Genomic DNA, 23855 nt, shown 5'->3' on the forward strand with positions numbered 1-23855 from the left:
CTGTCGGGGCGGCACGTCGTGAGGATGTTCACCGCTGTGGCCAGGCGCCGCACCCGGTATGGCAAGCCGATCAGCGCGGCCACCCTGGAAAGGATTCGCGCGACGCTGCGGGCCGCGTTGAACGAAGCCGTCCGGTAAGACGTGATCCGTGACAACCCGGCTCGGGGGCTACGGCTACCGTCGCCACGCCACGTCCACCCCATGATGTGGACCCCATGGCGGGTGGCCGCGTGGAGGCGCACCGGCGAGCGCCCCGCTGTGGCGGTGTGGACGATCGAGCAACTGACCGAGTTCCTCGCCTTCGTCCGTGATGACCGGCTGTTCGCGCTGTGATGGCTGATCGCTCTGCGGCGCGCCGAGGTAGCCGGCCTGCGCTGGATCGACCTTGACACCGACCGGCGCGAACTCACCATTGCCTGCCGGCTTGTCCACACCGACCACGGCCTGTTGCCGTGTCCGCCGAAGAGCGCCTCCAGCCAGCGTGGGATCGCTCTGGACCTCGACACTCTCCGGCTTCTGTACCGCCACGAACAAGTCCAGCGGCGATGAACTGGGCATCGATTGGTCGCCGTCAACCCCGATATTCACCCGCGAGAACGGCGGGGCAATTGATCCCAGCTACCTCACCCACCGCTTCCACAAGCTGGTCATGGCCAGCGGCCTTCCCCCGGTGCGGCTGCACGATTTGAGACATGGAGCCGCGACGCCGGCCCTGGCGGCAGGAGCGGATCTGCGCGTGGTGCAGGGCCTGCTCGGACATGCCAGCATCGTGCTCACCGCCGACACGTATTAAAAGTCCGTAGCTTGAGCACGGGCTGCGGACCTGTCGCAGCAATTAGGGACCTCGTTCCCGGCCGAGGAAGCACGACAAGAGTCGCCTGAAGTCGTGCGGGTGTTCGAGCGCCGGCACGTGCCCGCATCGGCCGAGCACGTACAGACGGACATCGGCCAGGTGTTCGAGCAGGGGCAGGGCTGCCGTCCCGAGCGGGGTGACTCGGTCCTCGGCGCCGTGGACGAGCAGCACGGGCGCGCGGACCCCTGCCAGCGTTTGCGCCGAGAGGGTGAGGTCGTCGGCCCAACGTGCCCTGGGTGGAGGGAACAACGACGCGAATGCGGCCGCACCCGCTCGCATCGCAGCCGCACGGGCAGCGACGGCCGACTCGGTCACGAGCGCTTGGTCGAGGACGAGGCGACTCAACATGTCTCGTGCCCCGAGCGGGCCGGCGGGGGCGGCCCAGACCGCGTCGAGCTCGGCGGACAGCGGCGCCCCGGGGGCGCCCATCGTCGAGACCGCCACGACACGGGTGACCTGCTGGGGACGCGCGGCCGCCAACGCCAGCGCCACGGCACCGCCCATGGAGTGGCCCACCACGGCGTAGTGCTCGACACCGAGAGCATCCATCAGGCCCGCGGCCTGCTCCGTCCACAGCCGGAGCCCACCCCTGGAGCCCGCCGGGATTGGTGTACGGCCGAACCCCGCCTGGTCAGGAGCCACCAGGTGCCAGGACGTGCCCAGCGCCTGTGCCGTCGTTGCCCAGGCGCCGGATCCGGTCGTACCGGGTCCGGAGCCGTGCAGCATCAGCACCGCGGGCCCGGTGCCGCTCTCCAGGACGTGAACGGGGGAGCCGTCGACTGTGACGGTCCGAAGTGCCGTCACCGGGACAGGCCAGGTGTGCTCACGCCGATGCGGAGTTGATGGACTTCGAAAAGAGCTCCATCATCGCCCTGCCGAATTGCGGCATGTCGGGCCACCCCCGGCAGGAGACGAGGTTGCCGTCCACGACGTCGGGAGCGTCGATGACCGTCGCGCCCGCGTTCTCCATGTCACCGGTGATGGGGGGGAAGCACGCCGTCTTTCGACCCTTCAGCAGCCCGTACACAGCTGGCACCTGCGCGCCGTGGCACACCAGCGCGATCGGGAGATCGCGCGCGAAGAAGTGCTCGGTGATGCGCCTGACGTCGGCGTCGACCCGGATCCACTCGGGGGCACGTCCCCCAGGGATGATGAGGGCGTCATAGCGCTCGACGTCGACCTCGGCCCAGGGCACGTCGACCGGCAACTTTCGGCCGTTCTTCTCCACGTAGGCGTCGGAGTTGGGGTCGAACTCGTGGATGACCAGCTGAACGTCACGCATCGTCCGTGACGAGACGTCAACGTCCCAGCCGCCCTCCTGCACGCGATAGTAGGGATACATGGTGTCGAGCTCCTCGGCGGCGTCGCCGGTCAGGAGCAGCGCTCTGGGCACCTGCTTCTCCTCGCATCTGGGGCGGGTGAGGTGGATCCAATCCGATCCGATCGGATTGAGTTAGCATTCCTCGGCCCAGCTCGCCCGTCAAGCCTCTTCCGCCATTCCGTCCGCGCCCTTGGCCTCGTCGAACAATCGTCGGAACCGCTCGCCGGACAGCAGGATGTGCCGACGCATGGCGTAGGCGGCGGCGTCGGGGTCACGCGCGGCGATCGCGGCCAGAACTTCTTCGTGCTCGGCCATGGCCAAGTGAGTGACCTGGGTGTCGTGGAGAAGCCGGAACAGGTGCACGTGCGTGTGCAGGCGGGCGAGCGCTTCGCGGATGACCTGGTTCTCCGCGCTCAGGGCGACGAGATCGTGAAAAGCGGCGTCGCGCAGCCCGAAGGCGCCATAGGCCATGGGCCCCTCGCCCCCCTCCAGCTCCGCCATCTCCTCCAGCATTCGTCGCAGACCGGCCACCTGCTTCGAGGATGCGCGTTCGGCGGATCTGCGCGCCGCTGCCGGCTCGAGGAGCAGGCGGACCTCAAGCATGTCCTCGAATCGGTGACGGGTGATTTGGGGGGGAATGCGGTAGCCAGCATGGGGCACACGCACGACCAGGCCCTCGGCCTCCATGCGGTTCAGAGCGTCTCGGATCGGCGTCTGCGAGACCCCCAGCTCTCGCGCCAGGACGTCGATCGTGACGCGGGAGCCAGGCTCGATGCGTAGCGACATCATCTGTCCGAGCAGCGTGTCGTACACCTCGTCGGCAAGCCGGCCGCGAGATCTTGCCGGCGGCATTTCGTCCGTCATGGCCCCAGGGCGCCGCGCGATCATCGCTTCGTCGTCCATCGTGACGTGAGGTCCTTTCTTGCGTCTTCGGGAACCTGTTGACATCGGTCGCAACACTGCGGGATGTTGACGCTCCCATTCGGATCGTATAGGAAAGGTGACGGATGCCAGCCATCCTTCACCCATCGGGGAACCGCCCGTCATCGCTCCGCTTCGATCAGTTGGAGCTCCCATGAGCATGCTCGACGTCCTACTCGGTTCGCCACTGGTCCGCACAAGGACCGAAGGACTTCTCGACTGCTTGAAGCCCATTACGTCGCGGCGTACTCGTGACGCCGGTCTGCGGGTCAGCCCCTGCGACAGCCGGCAACACGCCTGAACAACCCAGCAACTGCTCGGCGAAGCACGCAGCAAGGCTCCAGAAGTCCACCCAGAAAGCAGGCAAGAAGATGCGGTATCCAAAGCGGTTAGGACGACTGTCCGTTCCCGGTCGAAAGGTGCGGCTGGCGACGGCGGCCATGTTACTGGCCACGACCGTGGCGGCTTGCGGCGGCCAGGACGGCAGCGCCCCCAAGGCACCGGCGACCATCCCGGAGCTCACCAAGGATCCGCTGACCCTCAGCTTCATCTGGTTCGACTGGCCCCCCGCCCACGCGCTGGAAGCCTTCGCGAACGCGGAGTACACCAAGGAGCGGTCGAACGTGACCATCAAGGTCAAGACCGTGCCGAACGCGAACTGGCACGACGCGATGTTCACCCAGTTCGCCGCGCACAAGACCGACTTCGACATCCCGATCCTGGACTCGCAACACATCGGCGAGGCCGTGACGAACGGCAACATCCTCGACATCACCGACTTCGTCAAGAAGAACATCGACGTCAAGGCGTACAACCCGTATCTCCTGGCGGCCTACGGCCAGTTCCCCCAGGCGGAGACCGGGAAGCGCGACGAAAACGCCAGCCTGTACGGACTGCCGCTGCTCGGCGACACCTGGACGATGATCTACCGCAAGGACCTGATCGGCGACAAGCCACCGCAGACCTGGGACCAGATGATCTCAGTCGCCGAGAAGTGCCAGGCGGACCACCCCGGCGTCAGCGGGCTGGCTTTCCACCAGGCCAACGGCTCCGACGCCGCGGCCGTAACCTACAACACGGTCAACGGCGTCTACGGCGGCAACCTCTGGGACCCCAAGACGCGCAAGATCGACGGCGTCCTCAACGACGCTGCGGGCCAGGAGGCGATGGACGTCCTGGTCAACAAGATGAAGCCGCTGACCGCCAAGGGCTCCGGCAACTGGTTCATCGACGAGGTGAACGCGGCGGTCGCCCAGGGCAAGGCATGCATCGCGTTCAACTGGATCGCCGCGAGCGGCGGCCTGCTTGACCCGAAGCAGTCGACGCTCGGCACCACGCGGGAGCAGATTCTCGACAAGCTGGGTTTTGCCACCCTGCCGAGCCAGAAGACGAACCTGGTGCCTCTCGGCGGCATGGGGATGCACGTGTCGGCCTACTCTCCCGAGGCGAACCAGGCGGAGGCCCTGAACTTCATGAAGTGGTTCGAGCAGGCTGACATCCAGAAGAAGTGGGCCGCGGCTGGCGGCGTGCCATCGCGTACGGACGCCCTGGAGTCGCCCGAGTTCCTCAATGCCGGGCCGTTCAACCAGGTGTACACCGACTCGGTTCCGCGGATGCGGGACATGTGGAACGTGCCCGAGTACGCGCGCCTCGTCGACATTGAGAACACCAACGTGAACGCGGCTCTCAACGGCGCGAAGAAGCCGAAGGATGCGCTCGACGACATCGCCAAGGAGCAGCAGGGCGTGCTCAACTCCAGCAGCCGCAAGGGCGGCGGCGGACTGTGAGTGACTCCGCCCCTCTGACGACCGACCACCCCGGGCAGGTGGCGTCCGCGACGCCGCCTGCACCGGGTCGGTCCCGCCGCTTGAGCGACCGCGGGCTGGCCGTGGCCTTCATCTCCCCCGCGCTGCTGCTGTTGCTCGCAATGTCGGTGTTCCCGTTGCTGTGGGCGTTGTACTTGTCTTTCACGGACTACTCGGCCACCCGCGGGGGGCCCGCCCATTTCGTCTGGCTCGAGAACTACACCGCCATCCTGACTTCGGCGCAGGTCCACCTGAGGGCCTTGACGACGTTGATCTACGTGGTCGGCGCGGTCGCCCTGCAGACCGTGCTCGGTTTCGCCATCGCCTACCTGATCTCACGGCGCACGCACGGGCGAGGACTGCTGACCACTCTGTTCCTGGTTCCGATGATGCTGTCGCCGGTCGTGGTCGGGCTGTTCTGGCGATTTATGCTCGACGCGCAATTCGGCGTGATCAACAGCATGCTCGGCTCGCTCGGCCTGGGGCAGGTGGAGTGGCTCACCCGGCAGCGAACGGCACTGATTTCCCTGATCGTGGTCGACACCTGGCAATGGACGCCGTTCATCATGCTCATCGCACTTGCGGGCCTTACCGCGGTTCCCAAGTACTTGTACGAGGCCGCCTCGATCGATCGGGCGTCCGAGTGGTTCCGGTTCCGCACCATCACTCTTCCGCTGGTGTGGCCGCTGCTCCTCATCGCCGTGTTGTTCAGGGCCATCGAGGCCTTCCGGCTGTTCGACCTCGTCTACATCCTCACCAGCGGAGGTCCGGGGGTCTCCACCGAGACGTTGTCGTTCCACGTCTACAAGGTCGCGTTCCTGGGCTTCAACACCGGAACCGCCTCGGCGTACGGGATCCTCATGGTCCTCGTCGTCATGGTCCTTACGCAGCTCTACCTGCGCTACTTGAACAAGCTCAAGGAGGACTGATGGCCGTCTCCGTCGACGAGGCCGTGTCCACAGGTCCTGCCCGGGATCACACGCCCCCCGCGCGCCGCTTCGGTGGCCGGGGCCGCTCCGTGCTGGAGGTCGCGCTGCTGACCGTGCTGGCCGTCGTGATGCTCTTTCCGGTGCTGTGGATGATCGAGACGTCCATCAAGGAGAACCGGGACGTCTACGCCATCCCGGCCAAGTTCTTCGACTTCAAGGTCACTATGGACCATTTCAAGGACGTGTTCGTCGCCTCCGGCGGCGGTCGTTCGACCTTGTCCGTCTCGTTCCTCAACTCCGTCGTGGTCGCCGGGGTCTCCACGGCGCTGGCCACCGTGCTGGGGGTCCCGGCGGCCTGGGCCTACTCACGCTTCGCCGTGAAGGCCAAGAAGGACCAACTGTTCTTCATCCTGTCCACCCGCTTCATGCCGCCCGTGGTGGTCGTGATCCCGATCTTCCTCATGTACCGCCAGGTCGGACTCATCGACACCAAGCTCGGCCTGATCCTCATCTACGCCGCGTTCAACGTCCCGTTCACGATCTGGATGATGAAGGGGTTCGTCGACGAGGTGCCCGCAGAGTACGAGGATGCCGCCATGCTCGACGGCTACACCCGCTTGCAGGCGTTCTGGCGATTCACCCTTCCCCTGCTCCTGCCCGGCATCGCCGCGACGGCGGTCTTCGCACTCATCTTCTCGTGGAACGAGTTCGTGTTCGCCATCTTCCTTACCTCCAGCGACAACGTGCGGACGGCCCCACCTGCCATCGCCGGCCTCATCGGTGGAACCACTGTGGACTGGGGTCTCGTGGCCGCCGCCTCCGTAGTGTTCGCCCTACCGGTGCTCGTCTTCGCCTACCTGGTGCGCAAGCACCTCGTCGCCGGTGTGACGCTCGGGGCGGTGCGACGCTGATGGCGGGCATCGAGGTGACCGCCCTGCACAAGCGCTACCCGGACGGGACGGTCGCAGTTGATCACGTGGACCTGTCCATCAGCGACGGCGAGCTGTTCGTGATGCTCGGCCCTTCGGGTTGCGGCAAGACGACCACGCTGCGGGCCATAGCCGGCCTGGAGAGGCAGACGACGGGCGACATCCGCATCGGCAACACGCTGGTCAACGACCTGCCGCCCGCCGAGCGCGACATCGCCATGGTGTTCCAGTTCTACGCTCTCTACCCGCATCTGAGAACCCGCGACAACCTGGCGTTCCCACTGCGGGCCGAGGGACTGCCCAAGGCGGAGGTGCGCGAGCGGGTCGACGAGGCCGCCCGGCTGATGCGGCTCGGTCCGCTCCTGGACCGGCGACCGCGCCGGCTGTCCGGCGGGGAGCAGCAGCGCGTCGCGCTTGCTCGCGCCCTGGTGCGACGACCGCGCGCATTCCTCATGGACGAACCTCTCACCAATCTGGACGCGGAGCTGAGGGCGGACATGCGCACGGAGATCAAGCACCTACAGGGGGAGCTGGGGACGACGATGGTCTACGTCACCCACGACCAAGTCGAGGCGATGTCGCTCGGTCACAGAATCGCCATCCTCAACAAGGGCCGCGTCGAGCAGATCGGCACGCCGCTGGAAGTCTACGACCGTCCGGCGAGTCTTTTCTGCGCCGCATTCATCGGCTCCCCGCCGATGAACCTGATTGAGGTGGAGGTGGCCGACGGGAAGCTGCGCAGTCAGGGCGGACTGGTCCTCACGCCACCGCCAGGCCTGCCGCGCGACCGTTGCCTGGTCGCAGGCGTCCGGCCGGAGGCGCTGGAAGTCACAGAACCAGGGGCGGAACGTTCGGTCCCGGCCCGCGTGGTCTCGGCGGAGTGGCTGGGCGACGAAATCATCTACGTGGTTGACCACGGCGGCCAGCGCGACGTACGTGTTCGGATGCCACCGACTGTCCGTTTCGCCGCTGACGCACCGGTCGGGCTGCGGCACACCGGCGGGACCCCGACGGTCTACGACGTGAGCACGGAAGAACTGGTGGCCTGATGGGAACCGTGGCAGTGCACGGGCTGTGCAAGTCCTTCGGTAAAGTCCAGGCCCTGGACGGGGTGACGCTGGATGTGCCGGACGGATCGTTCTTCGTCGTGCTCGGACCCTCCGGGGCAGGCAAGACGACGACCCTGCGAGCGATCGCCGGCCTTGAGAAGCTCGACGCCGGGTCGGTGCATCTGGATGGGAGGGACGCGACCGGTGACGCCCCGGCCGCACGCGACCTGGCCATGGTCTTCCAGAACTACGCCCTCTACCCGCGGCACACGGCGTACGAGAACATCGCTTCGCCGCTGCGGGCACGCCGCTGTTCTTCGAGCGAGATCGCCGCCGCCGTCGAGCAGATGTCGAGCCTGCTGCACATCGAACGTCTGCTGCAGCGTCGTCCGGCGCAGTTGTCGGGCGGTGAGATGCAGCGTGTCGCCCTGGCCCGGGCGCTGGTCCGTCGCCCGCGCGCGTTTCTCATGGACGAGCCGCTGACGAACCTCGACCTCAAGCTCCGCGTCGAGATGCGCACCGAGCTCACCCGCATCCACCGGAGCCTCGGAGCAACCTTTGTCTACGTGACCAACGACCAGGTCGAGGCCCTGTCCATGGCCGACCAGGTCGCGGTCCTCAAGGAGGGGAAGGTGCAACAGGTCGGAACGCCGGCCGAGGTGTACGAGCGTCCAGCCAACCAGTGGGTCGCGGGATTCGTCGGGAGCCCGCCGATCAGCCTGCTCGCCTGCCACGCCGAGGGAGATCGTCTGGTCGGGGCGGAAGGCTGGACGCTGCCGCGGCCCCGCTGGACCACGGCTGAGGACGGTCGTCCGCTGCTGCTGGGCGTGCGCGCGGAGGACCTGTCCGTCGAGCAGCGTGGGGACGCGTCGGTGTCGGGTGAGCTCTACGGGCTTGAGCCGCTCGGTGACCGAACGGTGGTCGACGTCCGAGTGGGGACGGAGATCCTCAAGGTCAAGGCACGAACCACCGTCACCGGTACGCCGGGCGAGCGGCTGCTTGTCACGGTCGACCTGGACCGTGCGCACCTGTTCGATGCGGGCACCGGGCTGGCGCTGTCCGAGGCCGGGAGGTAACCGCGCAGGGCGGCGACGTCAACATGCGCCGGCACGTGGCAATCGAGCCTCGGCAACCTCGACCCCCGACGAGGTCGTGTGACCCGTTCGTCAACGCGCGTGGCGCGATCGCTGAGGTCACGCTGGACATCACCAAGAACATCACAGGAGGCGACGCAATGAGTGACCCGATGAACGTCCTGGCCCCCGAGCACCGGCGGCTCCGGATTGGCGACGCCTGGCGCGACGCCGCCAGCGGAGCCACCTTTGTCGTCGAGGACCCGGCCACCGGCGAGACCATCGCCGAGGTGGCGGACGCCGACGTCGTTGACGGGCTCGCCGCTCTGGACGTGGCGAGCAAGGCAATGGCGGAGTGGGCGGCGACCCCGCCGCGAAAACGGTCAGAGTTGTTGACCGCGACGTACCGGGCACTGACCGAGCGATCCGAGGAGGTCGCCCGGCTGATAACGCTCGAGATGGGCAAGCCGCTCGCCGAGGCCAGGGGAGAGGTGGCCTACGGCGCCGAGTTCTTCCGTTGGTTCGCCGAGGAGGCGGTGCGCGTCGAGGGGCGCTACAACACCGCTCCCGCTGGTGGATATCGCATCCTCACCGTGCCGAAGCCGGTCGGACCGTGCGTCTTCGTGACGCCCTGGAACTTTCCGTTGGCCATGGGTGCCCGCAAGATCGCTCCTGCGCTGGCGGCGGGCTGCACGACGATCACCAAGCCGGCAGCCCAGACGCCACTCACCATGCTGTTCCTGGCCCGCATCATGGAGGAGGTCGGCGTTCCCCCGGGGGTCGTCAACGTCGTGACAACCGAGCGTGCCGGCGAGGTGGTCTCAGCACTGCTAGCCGACCGCCGGACCCGCAAGCTTTCGTTCACCGGGTCGACCGAGGTCGGGCGCGTGCTGCTACGACAGGCGGCGGACAACGTGCTGCGCACCTCCATGGAACTGGGCGGCAACGCGGCCTTGATCGTGTGTGCCGACGCGGACCTGGACGTCGCGCTCGACGGTGCCATGGTGGCCAAGATGCGCAACCTCGGGGAGTCCTGCATCGCGGCCAACCGAATCTACGTCGAGGAGCCGGTGCGCGAGGAGTTCACGGCGCGCTTCGCCAAGCGGATGGGCGCGCTCTCGGTGGGCCATGGTCTCGACGACGGCGTGGACGTCGGGGCGTTGATCGACGAGGCCTCGGTAACCAAGATCGACGAGCTCGTCGCCGACGCGGTCAATCGCGGCGCCCGTGTCTTGGTGGGCGGCGAGCGTCCGGATGGGCCGGGCCACTTCTATCCGCCCACGGTCCTCGTCGACGTGCCCGAAGACGCGCGGATGCTGGAGGCGGAAATCTTCGGCCCGGTGGCGCCGATCATCTCGTTCACGTCCGACGACGAGGTAATGGCGAAGGCCAACGACACCGAGCACGGCCTGGTCGGATACGTCTTCACCCGTGACCTCCAGCGGGCGCTCCGGTTCACCGAGGGGTTGGAGACGGGGATGCTCGGCATCAACCGTGGTCTGATCTCGGACCCGTCAGCTCCGTTCGGAGGCGTGAAGCAGTCCGGGATCGGCAAGGAGGGGTCGCACGAGGGCATCCTTGAGTATCTCGACGTCACCTACGCGGCGATCGACCTACCGTGACCGGCCTGCTGCCTCGGGTGCCCGCCGAGGATCACCGCGCCCTGCGCACACATGACCTGACCGGCCTCCACCCGTGGGGCGCGACCCGGGCCATGGCCGGCACGAATCCGCTGGCACCCGGGGACGCCGTCGACTCCGCCGCTGTGCGCGCCACAGACCCGGCCGCGGCGGTGGATGGGGCGATCAGCCCTTTCGACGGTCCCCAAGGCTACGCACTCGGGCCCATGATCGAGGTGCTGGTCGCGACCTTGACTCGTACCGCCCTTGGCGACGATGTCCGCGGGACCCTCGACCCGGGTGACCTGGACGTCCGCCCAGCAAATCACCGCCGACGTTCCAGAGAGGCACTGACATGCTTGAGACCGTCCGCGGACCACGCCAGCTGATAGTGGGCGAAGGGGTCGCGCAGAACATCCCGCGAGTGGTGGCCGAGTGTGGCTCGCGAGTCCTCATCGTGACCGACCGGGTTCTTCTGGGGCAGCCGGGCGTGGCCGAGATCGTGGCCGCCGTGCGGGAGAAGGTCGAAGTCGTCGGGGTGTTTGCCGACGCGACTCCGGACGTGCCACTCGCCGATGTCGCCCTGGCCGTCTCGGTCGCCGCAGAGGTGGACGCCGACGTAATCCTCGCCATCGGGGGTGGCACTGTGATCGACCTCGCCAAAATCGTCGGCGTCATCCGGTGCCACGGTGGGACGCCGCGCGACTTCTACGGCGAGTCGAAGGTGCCGGGGCCGACGATTCCTCTCGTCGCGGTCCCGACGACGTCAGGCACCGGCTCCGAGCTCACGCCCGTCTCGGTGTTGACCGACCCGGACCGCGAGCTGAAGGTGGGGGTCTCCAGCGTCCACATCGTGCCGGACTTCGCCATCGTCGACCCCGAGCTCACCTACACCTGCCCTGCGACCGTCACTGCCCACTCCGGCATCGACGCGTTCTGTCACGCGGTGGAGAGCTACACCGCGCGACCCCGGGCCCACGGACCGCGCGACCCGGTGGAGCAGGTCTTCCTCGGCCGCAACCCGATCACCGATCACTACGCGCTCCTGGCCGCGGAGCGGATCGCCCGCAGCTTGCCCCATGTCGTCAGGGACGGAGGCGACAAGGACGCGCGCGCGGACATGTCCTATGGGTCCGTGCTAGCCGGGATGGCATTTTCCCACGCAGGCAACGCGGCTCCGCACGCCCTCCAATACCCCATCGGCGCAGCCACCCACACACCGCACGGCCTGGGCGTCGGGCTGCTGCTGCCCTACGCGCTGGACGCGGCCAGGGATGCCATCGGCGACCGGTTGACCATCCTTGCCGGGGTGTGCGGGCTCGACGTGACCGACGCCTCGGATGCCGAGGCCGCAGATACCTTCCTCACCTGGCTCGACGGGCTCCTTGCCGACATCGGCATCCCTACTACCTTGGCGGACATCGGCGTGGCACGCGCCGACCTCCCGCGCTTCGCGGAGATGGCCAGTGGCGTCACCCGCTTGATCCAGAACCATCCAGGCCCGACCGACACCGCCAGCCTGACCGCGATCCTCGAAGCGGCCTGGCTCGGGGACCGGACCCGACGCGTCCTGACTCCGGAGCAGAGATAGTGACGGTGTGGGTGCCCGAAACTCGGCTGTTGAGGCTGACCTGGGGGTTTGGCGTTTCAGCGTTGGCAGGCATGATCGCGTCCATGGCGCTACGGCTGGTTTGTCTGATCTTCGTTCGGTTCGCGGGTTGGCTGGTGCTGCCGGCTCGCTCGCGGAGGTCGAAGGAGGCGGAGATTCTGGTCTTGCGGCATCAGCTCGCGGTGTTGCGTCGGCAGGTGGCAAGGCCTCGGCCGTGGTGGGCGGATCGGGCGTTGATCAGCGCGCTGGCGCGCCTGCTGTCTCCCGCCGGTCGCCGGCGGTTGTTCGTGACGCCGGGCACGCTGCTGCGCCGGCAGGCCGATCTGGTACGGCGGCGCTGGACCTTCAAGCGCCGCAGCCAGGGGCGGCCTCCCACGCGCACCTCCATCCGGACCTTGGTCCTTCGTCTGGCCCGGGAGAATCCGCTGTGGGGGTACCGGCGGATCGCCGGGGAACTCGCCGCTCTGGGCTACCGGGTCGGGGCCTCCACGTGTGGCTCATCCTGAAGAAGGCCGGCATCGACCCAGCGCCGCGGCGCGCGGGACCGACCTGGGGCGAGTTCCTGCTCTGGGCCAGGCCGCTCCGCTGCGAGCCCTTCCCGACCCGGTCGAGGACGATATAAGGGTCATCCGACGTGACCGCCTCGGCGGGCTGATCCACGAATACGCGCAGGTCGCATAGGGCGGCCGAGTTCTTGGCGCCCACAGGGTGTTCGGCTGCTCGGCGGTGAAGTCGCGCTACAACAGGTCGGCCACCGGTGCCGCGTCCGGCTCCGGAACGGTGGTGCGGACCTTTCTGCGCAGCCGCAGCCCGGCGATGCCGTGCTGGCGCATCACCCGTTCCACCCGCTTGTGATTGACCACGATTCCGGCCGCGCGCAGCTCGGCCGTCATCCGGGGCGAGCCGTAGGTGCCGTCATGCTCGGCATGGATTCGCCGTACCTGCTCGGTCAGCTGCTCATCGGCCTGGCGGCGGGCCGGCCGCGCCGCGGCGCCCTTCAACCACCGGTAGAAGCCCGAGCGTGACACCTGCAGCACCCGGCACAACCGCTTCACCCCGTAGAGCGCCTTGTGATCCTCAACAAACTGGAAGCGGTTCACCAGTTTGTCTCGCCCGCGAAAAGCTTGGCCGCCTTACGCAGGATGTCCCGCTCTTGCTCGAGCTCCCGGATTCGGGCCTTGAGCTGCTTGTTCTCCTCTTCCAGCACGTCGTCCGAGGGTACGTGCCCAGACGGAGCCGACCGACCGGCAGCGGCACCACCGGACCGGTCTTACCCCGAGCCTGCGCAGCCCGCACCCACACCCGCAGCGTCTCGCGGCTGACCCCCAGATCCCGCGCGATCGACGTGATCGTCCGGTCCGGCCGCGACAACACCAACGCCACCGCGTCGGCCTTGAACTCGGGCGGGTAGTTCTTCATCACCATCAGGGACATCTCTTCCCCTGGACCCCAAGATCCAGTCTCCAAGGTGTCCATATTCAAGGGGGAACACCCCCTCAGCGGCGTCTCATTGTGCGCAAGATCGCCGATTCGTTGCCCCGGGGGACGGCTGCTTTGCCCGCCGTTCAGGAGCTGCGGACGTTGACTTCCGGCGCGAGTCAGCGCCCAGTTCGGTGGAGGAACAGGTGGGCAGCCGAGGCCAGGAGGACATGGCGATGCCACCCGCTCCAGGAGCGCCGGGTGGCGATTCGGCCAGGAGCCGGCATTTCGGTAGATGCCCGTCACCGCCCGGGGGATGCCGCTGTTTTGTGGCCGATGTGGAAGCGGTACACGCCCCCACGACCCGCCGAACGACGGACACGAGCCCTCCACCTGGACTCCCGTGGTCGTCTCGGTTCGCCTGAGGGTGGTCAGAGCCGCACCATGGGCAGAAAGACCTGGTCGACCAGCTCGACCAGGGTCTCCTCGGAGATGCCCGCGTCCCGGTTCATCAGATATTCCTGGCGCAGGAGGATGACCGGCACGGTCGCCACGCGGGGCCTCAGCGCGTCGGGTCTGGCCTCGCCGCGCGCTACCGCCCTGCCCAGGATGGTCATCATGGCGCCGGGCTCGTGCGCGAGTTCCTCGCGAATGTGCTCGAACAGTTCCGGATGAGCGTGCATCTCGGACATCACGCCGCGCAGGATCTCGCCGCCCACCGCTGACCCCATCCGGGTCGCCGCCCCTCGCAACAGCTCCAGCACGTCGGTACGCAGGTCGCCTGTGTCCGGCAGGGCCGTCGGCCGCGCCACGAAGTGCCGGTAGGCGGCGAAGGCGAGCGCGGCGCGGTTGGGCCAGCGGCGGTAGATCGCGGTCTTGTTGGTGCCCGCCCGCTGCGCCACCCGTTCGATGGTCAGCCGCGCGTAGCCGCCGTCGGTCAGTTCGTCGACCGCGGCCCGCAAGAGGGCCTCCTCCAGCTCCACACCCCGTCGCCGGAAGCGCTTGTCTCCTTCCGCCTTGGTCGTCGGCGCCACGGCCCCTCCTGATGATTGCGGTCCTGTTCGTCTCTTATTGCATCCTAGGGCAGATACTTATAAGGTCCTAAGCGTCCCTTAATAAGGGACTATCTTTCTGCTATGGCTGGAGACCACATGACAGACCTCCTCGGCGACGTCCGTACCGGCGTCAACCGCGGGGCCACCTACGGGCTCTTCGGCGCCCCCGAGCCGTTCATGCACCACGTTCGAGCCCTGGGCGGCCGGTTCGCGCGCGTGAACCTCTTCTGGTCCCAGATTGAACCGGAGCCGGACAGGTTCGACTGGACCGTGGTGGACACCCTCCTCGGCCAGCTCCAGAACGACGACGAGCTCTGGATCACCGTGTGCGCCGCCTCCCCGTGGGCGACCAGGCAGGCGACCCGCTTCCTGCCCGCCTCACCCGCCAAGGACCCTTCCACGTACGAAAGCTTCGTCGGCGCGCTGGTACGCCGCGCCCGCGGCCTCGTCCGTTTCTGGCAGTGCGAGATCGAGCCGAACATCCCGCTGTTGTGGTCCGGCGGCCCCGACGACTACCTCGCCCACCTGCGTGCCTTCCACCGGGCGGTCAAACAGGCCGACCCCAACGCCCTCGTCGTGCTCGGCGCCGCCGTACCAGGCGCGATGACCGCGGACGACATCAGCGGCAACAGCCACTGGATCGCCTATTTCGACCGCGTCCTCGCCGGCGCCGGCGACTGGTTCGATGTCTTCGACATCCACCCGTACGGCGACTCGTACCAGATCCCGGCCCTGATCGAAGCCTGCCGCCGGCAGATGGGCGCACACGGGTACGCCAAGCCGATCGCCGCCAGCGAGTTCAACGGCCCGATGCCCACCAGCTTCCCCCGCAACCTGCCCTACCTCGGCGAGGTGCTGGCCGCGCACCGCAGGCAGTTCCTCGGGCAGACCCCGATCCCGCAGGACGGCGTGGCCGCGAGCCGGACTGAGCCCGCCGTGACCGCGCTCTACGAGCGCAGCCGCGAGCTGCCGGAGAGCCTGCGCATGTTCCTCGACGACTGCCCTGCCGATCTGGAGTCCAGACGGTTCAGGATGACCGGGCGCGACATCGTGACGCGCACGCTGCTCCTGCTCGCGGCCGGAGTACGCAGGACGGCCGTCTTCCAGCTCGCGCCCGAGGCTTCCCATGAGGGCAGCACGCACACGGTCAGGGCACTCATGTTCGGCACGTTCGCCCTCATGGGCTACGAGGGTGCCGCCATCGGCCCTCGGTACCCGACGGCCGACACCGTCGAACTGCTTTCGCGCCACCTCGGAAACCTGACGGACGTCCACCGGATCCACCTGGCCGGACGCCCCGATCTCTACCTCTTCGACCTGCGCACCGACTCATCCGACCCGCTGCTCGTCGCCTGGTCGCGCCGCGACGGCTTCGGCGGCGAGGAGGAGCCGCCCGTCCCCTTCGACTGGCCGTGGCCCCTGCCCGCCGCGCACGCCGTGGACGCGCTCGGCACCGTCGTGCCGGTCAAGGTCGCGGGCGGCTACGTGCACCTGTCCCTGTCCCTCACGCCCACCTTCATCACCTCGGGGAGCCACCGATGAACAAGTCCATCCTGCTCAAAACGCTCGTCCCGGACGTCGTGCTGCCCGTCGCGGTCTACTACGCCTGTCGTAGGTTCGGCGTGGACGAGGAGCTCTCGCTGCTGCTCGGCGCGGCGGCGGCCTTCGTCCGCGTGCTGATCGCCGCCGTCGTGAGGCGCCAGTTCAACGGCCTGGCCGCCCTGGTCTGCGCTGGCTTCGTGGCCGGCCTGCTGCTGGCCTTCGTCACCGGCGACCCGCGCTTCCTGCTGGCCAAGGAGTCGCTCCTGTCGGGCATGCTCGGTCTGCTCTTGCTCGGCTCCTGCCTGGCCGGCAAGCCTCTCATGTACGCCGTCATGCGTCGCCTGACCGCCGGGGACCCCGGCAAGCTCGCGGAATGGGAGCGGCTGTGGCAGTCGGCACCCCAGTTCCGCAAGGTGTTCCTCACCCTGACCCTCGTCTGGGGCGCCGGGCTGCTCACCGAGTCGATCATCAGGATCCCGCTCATCTACAGCCTGCCGCTCGACGTGATGGCGGGCCTGTCCACGGTGCTCCAGCTCGCCACGTTCGCGCTCCTCATCGGCTGGTCCCTGCTCTACCGCCGGCAGCGGCTGGGCAGAGCCGCGGCTCGTTGACATGCGGGCCTGTGCCGTGATGTCCCTGCTGCTGGCGTTCGTGCCCCTCCCCGTACCGGCGAGCGCCACGGATCTGGCAGGCCTGATGGACGAGCTGATACCGAAGCTGCTGGCCGAGCACGGCGTCCCCGGCGCGGCCGTCGCCGCCGTCTCGGCGGGCCACCAGGTGGTGGCCAAGGGGTACGGATATGCCGACCGGGACAGGAAGATCCCTGCGGACGCGACCATCACCGGGTTCGCCACCGCGTCGCCGGCCAAGACGTTCACCGCTGCCGCCGTCCTCCAGCTCGTCCACGAGGGCCGGCTCGACTTGGACCGGGACGTCAACTCCTACCTCACCGCCTTCCAGATTCCCAACACCTTCCCCGGGCGGCCGATCACCCTGCGGCATCTGCTGACCCACACCGCCGGCTTCGAGTCCAACGTCCTCGGCACCTCGTGGCCGGATCCCGCCGACGTCGAGCCGCTCGCGAGCGCCGGGCAGCACGGCCTGCCGGAGCGCGTGCGGCCCTTCGACGACCGTGGCCTGCTCGCCGGTGGCCATCGGGCCTTCGAGCGATCCCCGGTCACGCTCCACCTGTGGCTGCTCTACGCCGGCCTGGTCGCCTTCCTGGCCGCCCTGGTCGGCATGCCGGTCGCGGCCCTTGTGCGTCGTCTGCGTGGACGCCCGGCTCGCCACCGCCTCGCCTGGTGGCTCGCCTGGCTGACCAGCGGGCTCGTCACCGTCTTCGTGTATGGGCTGGCGGCCACGATCGTCATCGCGCCCACCGACGCCATCCTTGTGGGCTCCCCGCTGCTGATCGGAGCCCTGCCGGCCTCGTCCACGGCCTTCGTGCTGACCGCCGGGCTCGTGGTGTGCACGACCGTCGCGTGGTGGAAGGGGTGGTGGGGCTTGCCGGGTCGGATCTCGTTCACGGCGTACACGGCCGCCGGGGTGGCCTTCATGACCATCGCCTACCTTTACAACATGGTCGGCGGGGGTGTTCGCCTGACCATCAGGCTCGCGCAAGCCGACGCCCAGTCCATCATCGCGCCTATCTGCGGAGCTGCGGCATCCAAGTCGCCAGCGAGCTCAACGATGCCCAAGCGCCTAACAGAATGAACCGCGTGCCAGGGGGTCGCAGGCCCGAGCCGTCCCGTCGGTGACGGCGGGTTCCTCTACCCGGCGACCGTGCCGATCATGGAGTAGCGCCCCCGCTGTGATCGTCTTCCTCGCGCCGGTTCCCATATTTGGGATATATTCTCATATATGGGCATATGAACATCGTTGTGGACGACCTGTCCAGCCCTCAGATCGCTGAGTTCCTCAACGAGCACGTCGGGGAGATGCGGTCCATCACGCCGCCCGGGAGCGCCCACGCTCTCGACCTTGATGGGCTCCGCACGCCCGAGGTCACATTCTGGTCGATGAGGGATGGCGAGTCGGTGGTCGGCTGTGGCGCGATCAAGAGACTGAATGCCGTTCATGCCGAGTTGAAGTCGATGCGCACTGCTTCGGCTCGAAAGCGAAGCGGGATCGCGTCCCTTCTGATGGAGCACATTCTCGCCGAGGCCAAGTCCATGGGATTCACCCGGCTGAGCCTGGAGACCGGCGCGACCGACTTCTTTCTTCCCGCGAGGAAGTTGTACGAGAGATTCGGGTTCGGTTATTGCGACCCCTTCGGGGACTATCGGTCTGACCCGAACAGCGTGTTCATGACAAGACCGCTCTGAAGGTCTTCTGACATGACCGCTGTTCGTTCTTCTGATGGAGAGACATGAAACGCATTGCCATTTTTACGGGTTCGCTGTCCGGCGCCGACCCGGGTTTCTCGGATCTGGCCGTCGGTGTCGGTCGCGAGCTGGCCGGCAGAGGGATCGGCGTCGTGTACGGCGGTGGGCGTGCCGGGCTCATGGGCGCGGTCGCCGACGGAGCCCGCGAGGCGGGCGGCGAGGTGATCGGAGTGATTCCGCGAAGCATGGTCGATCGGGAGTGGGCACATGGCGACATCACCGAACTGCACGTCTGCGAGACGATGCACGAGCGCAAGTCGATCATGGCGGAGAAGTCCGATGCCTTCCTGGCCCTGCCCGGAGGGCTCGGAACCCTCGAAGAGATCTTCGAGGTTTGGACCTGGCGGCAACTCGGATTCCACCGCAAGCCGGTGGGCTTCCTGAACGCCAACAGCTTCTGGAGCCCCTTGATAAACGCCCTGGACACGATCGTGGCCAGTGGGTTCCTGTCCGCTGTCGCACTGGAGGACATCGTCGTGGAGCAAGAGCTGCCCGCCGCGCTGGAGGCGCTGTCTCGACGGATTATCGACGCATGAAGAATCTTCCGCCACGAGGCGATGCCGGTCGACGCCCGAACGATCCGCTTCCCCGAACGGGCCCCAAATCCGGTTGCGGGACACAGCGAGCTCCCCACATACTCTCCGCCGTGATCAAAACCCCCTTCTTCCTGTCGCCCACCCACGCCGCCGCCCTGATGGCGCCGGGCCGACAGCAGACCCGCCGCCTCCGGAGGCCGATGCTCCTCAGGGCATGATCGCCGCCCTGGTCGCGGGGCTCCTGGCCGGCTATGGCATCGCCATCCCGGTGGGTGCGGTCGCGACATATCTGGTGGCTCTCACCGCTCGAACGTCCCTGAAGACCGGAGCCTTCGCCGCCCTCGGCGTGGCGAGCGCAGACGGTCTCTACGCCTTGATCGCCACCCTCGGCGGTGCCGCGCTCACCCCCTTCATTCAACCGGTCGTGGCCCCGCTCCGCTGCGGCGCGGCGCTGGTCCTCATCGCCCTGGCCCTCCGGGGAGCGGCGACGGCGATCAGGCATCACCGCCAATGCCATCACCCGGTCACGACCGATCAGAGACCGATCAGTCCGGCAGGCGCCTTCTGGGCGCTGCTGGGCCTCACGATGCTGAACCCCCTCACCGTGATCTACTTCGCGGCATTGGTGCTCGGCATCCAGACCACAACAACCGCCCACGCCCTCGAACAGGCCGTGTTCGTCGCGGCCGCATTCGCCGCCTCGGCGAGCTGGCAACTACTCCTGGCCGCCGGTGGTGCGCTGCTCGGCCGGCTCATCACGAGCAGCTGCGGGAGGCTGGCCACCGCTCTGACCTCCAGCGCAGTGATCATCTTGCTCGCTCTGCACCTGCTTTTGTCTGCGGTCTGATACGGCGAGGCCGCGGAAACGTCTCCATGACCCCGGGGCGCCCGATCAGCCTGTCCGGTCGGGCGCCCCTCAACCCCGATCAAGCCGTACGCGAACGCTGGGGTTCTCTACAACTAGATCCAACCCTGCTCCCAAACCACCGTCGAGGCATTGGATTGATGATCATGAGTGCATACCTGATCGCGACCGTCCGTCCGTCCGGGAACGCGGAGGAGCTCGCTGAGTACCGGCGGCGTGTCGGCGTGACGCTGGAGCCGTACGGGGGCCGGTACCTCGCGCGTGGCGAGCCAGTCGCGGTCCTGGAGGGGGACTGGAACGGTGCGCAGGTCGTGGTGGTGGAGTTTCCCGACGTGGCGGCCGCGCGGGCTTGGAACGACTCGGCGGCTTACCGGGAGATCGCTCCTCTGCGCATGCGCAACACTCTCAGCGTGCGAGTGATTGTGGAAGGCCGGTGAATGACGAGATGAACACAACGCGTCGAGCAAGGCCGCGACCGCGAGTTCCGCTCATACACGTGAATGCCTTCACTGACCGGCCATTCGGCGGCAATCCGGCGATCGTGTGCGTGCTGCCAGAGGCTGTTGATGAGAAGTGGATGCGGCAGGTCGCCGTGGAGCTGAACCAGCCGACCACGGCCTTCCTGCACGATCGGCGGCTACGCTGGTTCACGCCGACCAGCGAACTGCCGCTGTGCGGGCATGCCACCCTTGCCGCCGCTCACGTTCTGTACGAGACCGGCTCGGTGGGCACGACCGAACCGGTCGTCTTCGAGACCACGGCCGGTCCACTTCGGGCGCGGAGTGAGGACGGCCTCGTATGGGTGGGATTCACCCCCGTGGCGCTCCGCGAGGAAACCGTGCCTGGTCCCGTCCTGGAGGCCCTCGACCTCGACGACGCGGTCTGGTTCGGGTGCAACGACCACGAGTACGTCGTCATGCTCGACACCGCCGATCAGGTCGAGGCCGTTCGTCCCGACCTGGCGCGAATCCGTCGACTTCCGGTCAGCCGCATCCTCGTGACAGCCGCAGGCGGCGACGACGTCGACTTCACCTCCCGCGTCTTCGCCCCGGTCCGCGGCTTGGACGAAGACCAGGTCACGGGCTCAGCCCACGCCGTGCTAGGCCCCTTCTGGGCCGAACGCCTCGGCCGCCGCCGCTTCGACGCGCTCCAGGCGTCCTCCCGCCGCGGTCGTCTCAGGGTCATCGTCGGTGACGGTCACATCGACGTCGGCGGCCACGCCGTCACCCTCGCAAGAGGGGAATGGGCCATCTGAACAGGAGATCCGCGATCACGTCCACGATTCACGGCCGAGGCGAACCGGAGTCCGGAGCCGTCCACCACGCCTCGGCACAGTGGGAGTGGCGCCGGTCACGGATCCGCAGTCGAGGTGCAAGGTCCGCTGCCGGTGGCAGGGCGGAAGGTGCCGCGGTAGACACTGGGCGGGATGCCGACGTGCTCTTTGAAGAGCGTGCGGAAGTTGGCCGATGTGCCCAGGCCGCAACGCCGTGCCACGCCTTCCACCGGGAAGGTCGGTGGACTCCAGCAGTTCCCGCGCGTGGCTGAGCCTGGCCTCCAGGAGCCGGACAGCCGACGCCGCCAGCGCGTCGCTGACCGGCGCGGAGGGCGCCCGGGGTTGGCCTGACCGGGGACGATGTCGGTATCGGCGGACGCCAGACTGTTCAGCCCGTACTCGGCGGATACCACTGGACCGCGGTGCACCGGGACGAGCCCCGGCCGTTCGGCGCAGACGTCAGCCTTACGGCCCGTCCCGCCAGCTGCCGAAGACCTGCAGGGGAATGCCAAGGTCCAGCGCGAGGACGTCGGGGAGGACCAGCACGACCACATGATGCGGAACGCCGGGTGCCTGACCAGGCATGGCACGATCCTATCGACACCTGGCACCCATGCCACTGACTGAACCCGCGCACCCGCACCCCTATGGTCGTGCCATGGATCTTTCCCGTCGCATCCCGGCACTGCCCGATGGTCCTGTGGCCCGCCACGCTGTCGAGCTTGTCCGGTCATGCGAGAGCGAACCCGTCGCCAACCACAGCATCCGCAGCTACCTCTTCGCCACCCTGCTCGCAGAACACGAAGGGCTGAAGACCGGCACCGACTTCGACGCCGATCTCCTCTTCTACGCCTGCGTCCTGCACGACCTCGGCACCTCGCCGTCGGCCCCCGGCAAGCAGCGCTTCGAGGTCGAAGGCGCCGACATGGCCGCCGAATTCCTCACCGGGCACGGCTATGGCATGCGCGAGACGGACCCGGTCTGGGAGGCGATAGCGCTGCACACGTCGCCCGGCATCGCCGAGCGCCGAGGAGTACTGGCCTACCTCACCCGCAGGGGTGTGGGAGCCGATTTCGGAATCGGGACCGATTTCCTGACCGACCCGCAGGGCGAGGCCATCCACCTGCGCTATCCGCGGTTGAACATGGTCACCGTCCTGGTCGACGACATCGTCCGGCACGCCGCACGCGCGCCGCAGGCTGCTGCCCGCTACACCCTCGCCGGCGAACTCACCCGAGAACGAGGGGAACTCGGCACCCCGACGACTCTGGAGCACGCGGCGAACGCCTCACGCTGGGGAGCGTGAGCGGTCGGTCACGCGAGAGTCAAGCTCCCGAACGGCGGACCAGAAGCGCGCCAGGGCCACTTCCCGTCCGGAGGAGCCCCCTACGCCGGCGTCCGATCGCTGCCGCCCGCCTCCCGATGGGTCGTTGAGGAGCATCGGCTTTACGCGTCCGATCCGGTACGGCTAACACCCACCGGCGACGGTGCCCATGGCCACGGCGGTACCGCTGCTAGGGGGTTAGTGGAGCGTCAAGACCGAGTCAGGTAAGGAGATCGCTACGAAGCTGGAGCACACCACCGTGTCCCCCTGCAGCGAACTCGGCAGGATGCTCCCGGTTGAACGACGGCCGCAGCAGCTGTGTCCCGCGATGTGAGCGCAACACATGTTGACACGCATCGCTAGAGCAACATATGTTGCTTCGGTGAAGCCAGAACAATTCGGCGCTGATGCGCGGCGTACCGCGAACGAAGTGGCCGGTGATGGCGGGCTGGCTGCCCTTGCGCAACTGACGGAGACAATCTCGGCTCTGGAGTGGCGCAGAACGGAGATCATCGGAGAGTTGCGCCGCGGCGGACGGGCGAGTTGGGAGGAAATAGGGCGGGCGTGCGGCATGACGCGACAGGGCGCCACTCGTCGCTGGTCCCAGCAGGTGCAGGCAAGCTCGTTCGGGGCCGCCGCGGGCGCCTATCATCGGGGGCGGCCCGGATACCCGTTGTCCTCCGTCGAGTGGCTGGTGCCGCGTCGCGCCCGGCGCGTCCTGGACCTGGGTGCGGGCACAGGACAGTACACAAAACTCCTTGTCGAGGCCGGGTTGAGGGTGATCGCGGTCGAGCCGTCCGAGCAGCTGCGCAAGCGGTTGTACGAGGCCGTCCCCAAGGCGGAGGTGCGCGAGGGCCGAGCCGAACGCATCCCGCTGGAGGACGGCAGCGTCGACACGGTCATCGTCGCGCAGGCCTGGCACTGGGTGGACCCCGCTCTGGCCGTGCCGGAGGTCGCGCGTGTCCTCGTACCGGGCGGGACTCTTTCGCTGGTGTGGAACGTCCGAGACCTCGCAGAGCCGTGGGTGGCGGATTTGGATGGCATTCTTCACCAGCACTCCCGCCACGCGATCGACACGCGACCGTCTATCGGTGAACCGTTCGGCCAGCCAGAGCGCATGGAGATCCGGTGGAGTCAGGCGATGACCCGTGCCGAGCTCCTGGACATGGTCGCGTCCCGCAGCTACGTGATCACGCTGCCGGAGGCGGCCAGGGCGGTGCTGCTGGCTGACGTGGACAAGCTTCTGGATTCGCATCCCGATCTCAAAGGTCGCGAGGAGATCGCTCTCCCCTACATCACCCGGTGCACCCGTGTTCGCCTCGACTGATCACTGCGGGGGTCACGGGAGG

At 67.7% G+C, this 23855-nt stretch carries 24 protein-coding genes and 1 pseudogene; 20 read left to right on the plus strand and 5 right to left on the minus strand.

Annotation, left to right across the window (positions count from 1 at the left end; all coding sequences use genetic code 11):
* Nucleotides 1-201: 201 nt before the first annotated feature.
* Together ABZX61_RS63520 and ABZX61_RS63525 are read left to right on the plus strand one after the other, a co-directional pair.
* Complete coding sequence (locus tag ABZX61_RS63520) at nt 202-333, plus strand: hypothetical protein (protein ID WP_355212447.1); 132 nt, start codon at nt 202-204, stop codon at nt 331-333.
* 148 nt (nt 334-481) lie between these two features.
* Nucleotides 482-793 (plus strand): tyrosine-type recombinase/integrase, encoded by a 312-nt coding sequence (locus ABZX61_RS63525; RefSeq protein ID WP_355212450.1) that lies wholly within the window; start codon nt 482-484, stop codon nt 791-793.
* A 42-nt stretch (nt 794-835) separates the two neighbouring features.
* Here the strand turns inward: ABZX61_RS63525 and ABZX61_RS63530 are convergent, their stop codons facing one another.
* The 3 genes from ABZX61_RS63530 to ABZX61_RS63540 form a co-directional block, all read right to left on the minus strand.
* Entirely contained in the window at nt 836-1657 is an 822-nt protein-coding gene (locus tag ABZX61_RS63530; RefSeq protein ID WP_355212453.1) for an alpha/beta hydrolase, read from the minus strand.
* A 19-nt stretch (nt 1658-1676) separates the two neighbouring features.
* Nucleotides 1677-2246, minus strand: coding sequence for a DJ-1/PfpI family protein (locus tag ABZX61_RS63535; protein ID WP_350738673.1), 570 nt, complete (start codon nt 2244-2246; stop codon nt 1677-1679).
* Between the two features lie 87 nt (nt 2247-2333).
* Nucleotides 2334-3077, minus strand: a complete 744-nt coding sequence (locus ABZX61_RS63540) for a GntR family transcriptional regulator (RefSeq protein ID WP_355212456.1) — start codon at nt 3075-3077, stop codon at nt 2334-2336.
* A 437-nt stretch (nt 3078-3514) separates the two neighbouring features.
* On the opposite strand from ABZX61_RS63540, the gene ABZX61_RS63545 reads away from it, so the two are divergent.
* The 8 genes from ABZX61_RS63545 (at nt 3515) to ABZX61_RS63580 (ending at nt 12614) form a co-directional block, all read left to right on the plus strand.
* Nucleotides 3515-4882: an extracellular solute-binding protein gene (locus ABZX61_RS63545; protein ID WP_355212459.1), complete on the plus strand. Its 1368-nt coding sequence runs from the start codon at nt 3515-3517 to the stop codon at nt 4880-4882.
* An 80-nt stretch (nt 4883-4962) separates the two neighbouring features.
* Nucleotides 4963-5829: a sugar ABC transporter permease gene (locus ABZX61_RS63550; RefSeq protein WP_355212462.1), complete on the plus strand. Its 867-nt coding sequence runs from the start codon at nt 4963-4965 to the stop codon at nt 5827-5829.
* A complete protein-coding gene (locus ABZX61_RS63555) occupies nt 5829-6740 on the plus strand; it encodes a carbohydrate ABC transporter permease (protein WP_344985647.1) in 912 nt (303 codons plus the stop codon). Before ABZX61_RS63550 ends, ABZX61_RS63555 begins: the two co-directional genes overlap by 1 nt.
* Entirely contained in the window at nt 6740-7807 is a 1068-nt protein-coding gene (locus tag ABZX61_RS63560) for an ATP-binding cassette domain-containing protein (RefSeq protein WP_355212465.1), read from the plus strand. The genes ABZX61_RS63555 and ABZX61_RS63560 overlap by 1 nt, the downstream gene beginning before the upstream one ends.
* A gap of 8 nt (nt 7808-7815) precedes the next feature.
* Nucleotides 7816-8883, plus strand: coding sequence for an ABC transporter ATP-binding protein (locus tag ABZX61_RS63565; RefSeq protein ID WP_355212468.1), 1068 nt, complete (start codon nt 7816-7818; stop codon nt 8881-8883).
* A gap of 158 nt (nt 8884-9041) precedes the next feature.
* Nucleotides 9042-10502, plus strand: coding sequence for an NAD-dependent succinate-semialdehyde dehydrogenase (locus ABZX61_RS63570; RefSeq protein WP_355212471.1), 1461 nt, complete (start codon nt 9042-9044; stop codon nt 10500-10502).
* 352 nt (nt 10503-10854) lie between these two features.
* On the plus strand, nt 10855-12090 hold the full coding sequence (locus tag ABZX61_RS63575; RefSeq protein ID WP_355212474.1) for an iron-containing alcohol dehydrogenase: 1236 nt from the start codon (nt 10855-10857) through the stop codon (nt 12088-12090).
* 83 nt (nt 12091-12173) lie between these two features.
* Nucleotides 12174-12614, plus strand: coding sequence for a hypothetical protein (locus ABZX61_RS63580; protein WP_355212477.1), 441 nt, complete (start codon nt 12174-12176; stop codon nt 12612-12614).
* A gap of 234 nt (nt 12615-12848) precedes the next feature.
* Here the strand turns inward: ABZX61_RS63580 and ABZX61_RS63585 are convergent.
* Together ABZX61_RS63585 and ABZX61_RS63590 are read right to left on the minus strand one after the other, a co-directional pair.
* Nucleotides 12849-13533, minus strand: a pseudogene (locus ABZX61_RS63585) (IS3 family transposase); the annotation flags it as partial.
* Between the two features lie 425 nt (nt 13534-13958).
* Nucleotides 13959-14561, minus strand: a complete 603-nt coding sequence (locus tag ABZX61_RS63590) for a TetR/AcrR family transcriptional regulator (RefSeq protein WP_355212480.1) — start codon at nt 14559-14561, stop codon at nt 13959-13961.
* Between the two features lie 117 nt (nt 14562-14678).
* On the opposite strand from ABZX61_RS63590, the gene ABZX61_RS63595 reads away from it, so the two are divergent.
* The 10 genes from ABZX61_RS63595 to ABZX61_RS63640 all read left to right on the plus strand — a co-directional run bounded on the left by ABZX61_RS63595 (nt 14679) and on the right by ABZX61_RS63640 (nt 23833).
* Nucleotides 14679-16124 carry a hypothetical protein gene (locus ABZX61_RS63595; RefSeq protein ID WP_355212483.1) on the plus strand — a complete coding sequence of 482 codons (1446 nt, stop codon included), beginning with the start codon at nt 14679-14681 and terminating at the stop codon, nt 16122-16124.
* Nucleotides 16121-16735 (plus strand): VC0807 family protein, encoded by a 615-nt coding sequence (locus ABZX61_RS63600; RefSeq protein ID WP_355212486.1) that lies wholly within the window; start codon nt 16121-16123, stop codon nt 16733-16735. The genes ABZX61_RS63595 and ABZX61_RS63600 overlap by 4 nt, the downstream gene beginning before the upstream one ends.
* A 19-nt stretch (nt 16736-16754) precedes the next feature.
* A complete protein-coding gene (locus ABZX61_RS63605) occupies nt 16755-17837 on the plus strand; it encodes a serine hydrolase domain-containing protein (protein ID WP_355212490.1) in 1083 nt (360 codons plus the stop codon).
* A gap of 155 nt (nt 17838-17992) precedes the next feature.
* Nucleotides 17993-18448 carry a GNAT family N-acetyltransferase gene (locus tag ABZX61_RS63610; RefSeq protein WP_355212493.1) on the plus strand — a complete coding sequence of 152 codons (456 nt, stop codon included), beginning with the start codon at nt 17993-17995 and terminating at the stop codon, nt 18446-18448.
* A gap of 44 nt (nt 18449-18492) precedes the next feature.
* Nucleotides 18493-19044, plus strand: a complete 552-nt coding sequence (locus tag ABZX61_RS63615; RefSeq protein ID WP_355212496.1) for a TIGR00730 family Rossman fold protein — start codon at nt 18493-18495, stop codon at nt 19042-19044.
* Between the two features lie 214 nt (nt 19045-19258).
* Nucleotides 19259-19891: a LysE family transporter gene (locus tag ABZX61_RS63620; protein WP_355212499.1), complete on the plus strand. Its 633-nt coding sequence runs from the start codon at nt 19259-19261 to the stop codon at nt 19889-19891.
* 164 nt (nt 19892-20055) lie between these two features.
* Nucleotides 20056-20346, plus strand: a complete 291-nt coding sequence (locus tag ABZX61_RS63625; RefSeq protein ID WP_355212506.1) for a DUF1330 domain-containing protein — start codon at nt 20056-20058, stop codon at nt 20344-20346.
* Nucleotides 20347-20354: 8 nt separating this feature from the next.
* The gene (locus tag ABZX61_RS63630) at nt 20355-21164 is read left to right on the plus strand and encodes a PhzF family phenazine biosynthesis protein (protein WP_355212509.1); all 810 of its coding nucleotides are present in this window, start codon (nt 20355-20357) and stop codon (nt 21162-21164) included.
* A 676-nt stretch (nt 21165-21840) separates the two neighbouring features.
* Nucleotides 21841-22488 carry an HD domain-containing protein gene (locus tag ABZX61_RS63635; protein WP_355212512.1) on the plus strand — a complete coding sequence of 216 codons (648 nt, stop codon included), beginning with the start codon at nt 21841-21843 and terminating at the stop codon, nt 22486-22488.
* Between the two features lie 400 nt (nt 22489-22888).
* Nucleotides 22889-23833: a methyltransferase domain-containing protein gene (locus ABZX61_RS63640; RefSeq protein WP_355212515.1), complete on the plus strand. Its 945-nt coding sequence runs from the start codon at nt 22889-22891 to the stop codon at nt 23831-23833.
* The last annotated feature ends 22 nt before the right edge of the window (nt 23834-23855 follow it).

Origin of the sequence: Nonomuraea sp. NPDC003709 (assembly GCF_040610775.1) — a bacterium.
Classification (GTDB): Bacteria; Actinomycetota; Actinomycetes; order Streptosporangiales; family Streptosporangiaceae; genus Nonomuraea; species Nonomuraea angiospora_A.

Excerpts from the sequence above, each read along its gene's own strand:
- ABZX61_RS63520 (WP_355212447.1), top strand. The coding sequence starts at position 202 with ATGATGTGGACCCCATGGCGGGTGGCCGCGTGGAGGCGCACCGGCGAG.
- ABZX61_RS63540 (WP_355212456.1), bottom strand. The coding sequence starts at position 3,077 with ATGGACGACGAAGCGATGATCGCGCGGCGCCCTGGGGCCATGACGGAC.
- ABZX61_RS63555 (WP_344985647.1), top strand. The coding sequence starts at position 5,829 with ATGGCCGTCTCCGTCGACGAGGCCGTGTCCACAGGTCCTGCCCGGGAT.
- ABZX61_RS63560 (WP_355212465.1), top strand. The coding sequence starts at position 6,740 with ATGGCGGGCATCGAGGTGACCGCCCTGCACAAGCGCTACCCGGACGGG.
- ABZX61_RS63570 (WP_355212471.1), top strand. The coding sequence starts at position 9,042 with ATGAGTGACCCGATGAACGTCCTGGCCCCCGAGCACCGGCGGCTCCGG.
- ABZX61_RS63575 (WP_355212474.1), top strand. The coding sequence starts at position 10,855 with ATGCTTGAGACCGTCCGCGGACCACGCCAGCTGATAGTGGGCGAAGGG.
- ABZX61_RS63580 (WP_355212477.1), top strand. The coding sequence starts at position 12,174 with ATGGCGCTACGGCTGGTTTGTCTGATCTTCGTTCGGTTCGCGGGTTGG.
- ABZX61_RS63595 (WP_355212483.1), top strand. The coding sequence starts at position 14,679 with ATGACAGACCTCCTCGGCGACGTCCGTACCGGCGTCAACCGCGGGGCC.
- ABZX61_RS63600 (WP_355212486.1), top strand. The coding sequence starts at position 16,121 with ATGAACAAGTCCATCCTGCTCAAAACGCTCGTCCCGGACGTCGTGCTG.
- ABZX61_RS63605 (WP_355212490.1), top strand. The coding sequence starts at position 16,755 with ATGTCCCTGCTGCTGGCGTTCGTGCCCCTCCCCGTACCGGCGAGCGCC.
- ABZX61_RS63610 (WP_355212493.1), top strand. The coding sequence starts at position 17,993 with ATGAACATCGTTGTGGACGACCTGTCCAGCCCTCAGATCGCTGAGTTC.
- ABZX61_RS63615 (WP_355212496.1), top strand. The coding sequence starts at position 18,493 with ATGAAACGCATTGCCATTTTTACGGGTTCGCTGTCCGGCGCCGACCCG.
- ABZX61_RS63620 (WP_355212499.1), top strand. The coding sequence starts at position 19,259 with ATGATCGCCGCCCTGGTCGCGGGGCTCCTGGCCGGCTATGGCATCGCC.
- ABZX61_RS63625 (WP_355212506.1), top strand. The coding sequence starts at position 20,056 with ATGAGTGCATACCTGATCGCGACCGTCCGTCCGTCCGGGAACGCGGAG.
- ABZX61_RS63630 (WP_355212509.1), top strand. The coding sequence starts at position 20,355 with ATGAACACAACGCGTCGAGCAAGGCCGCGACCGCGAGTTCCGCTCATA.
- ABZX61_RS63635 (WP_355212512.1), top strand. The coding sequence starts at position 21,841 with ATGGATCTTTCCCGTCGCATCCCGGCACTGCCCGATGGTCCTGTGGCC.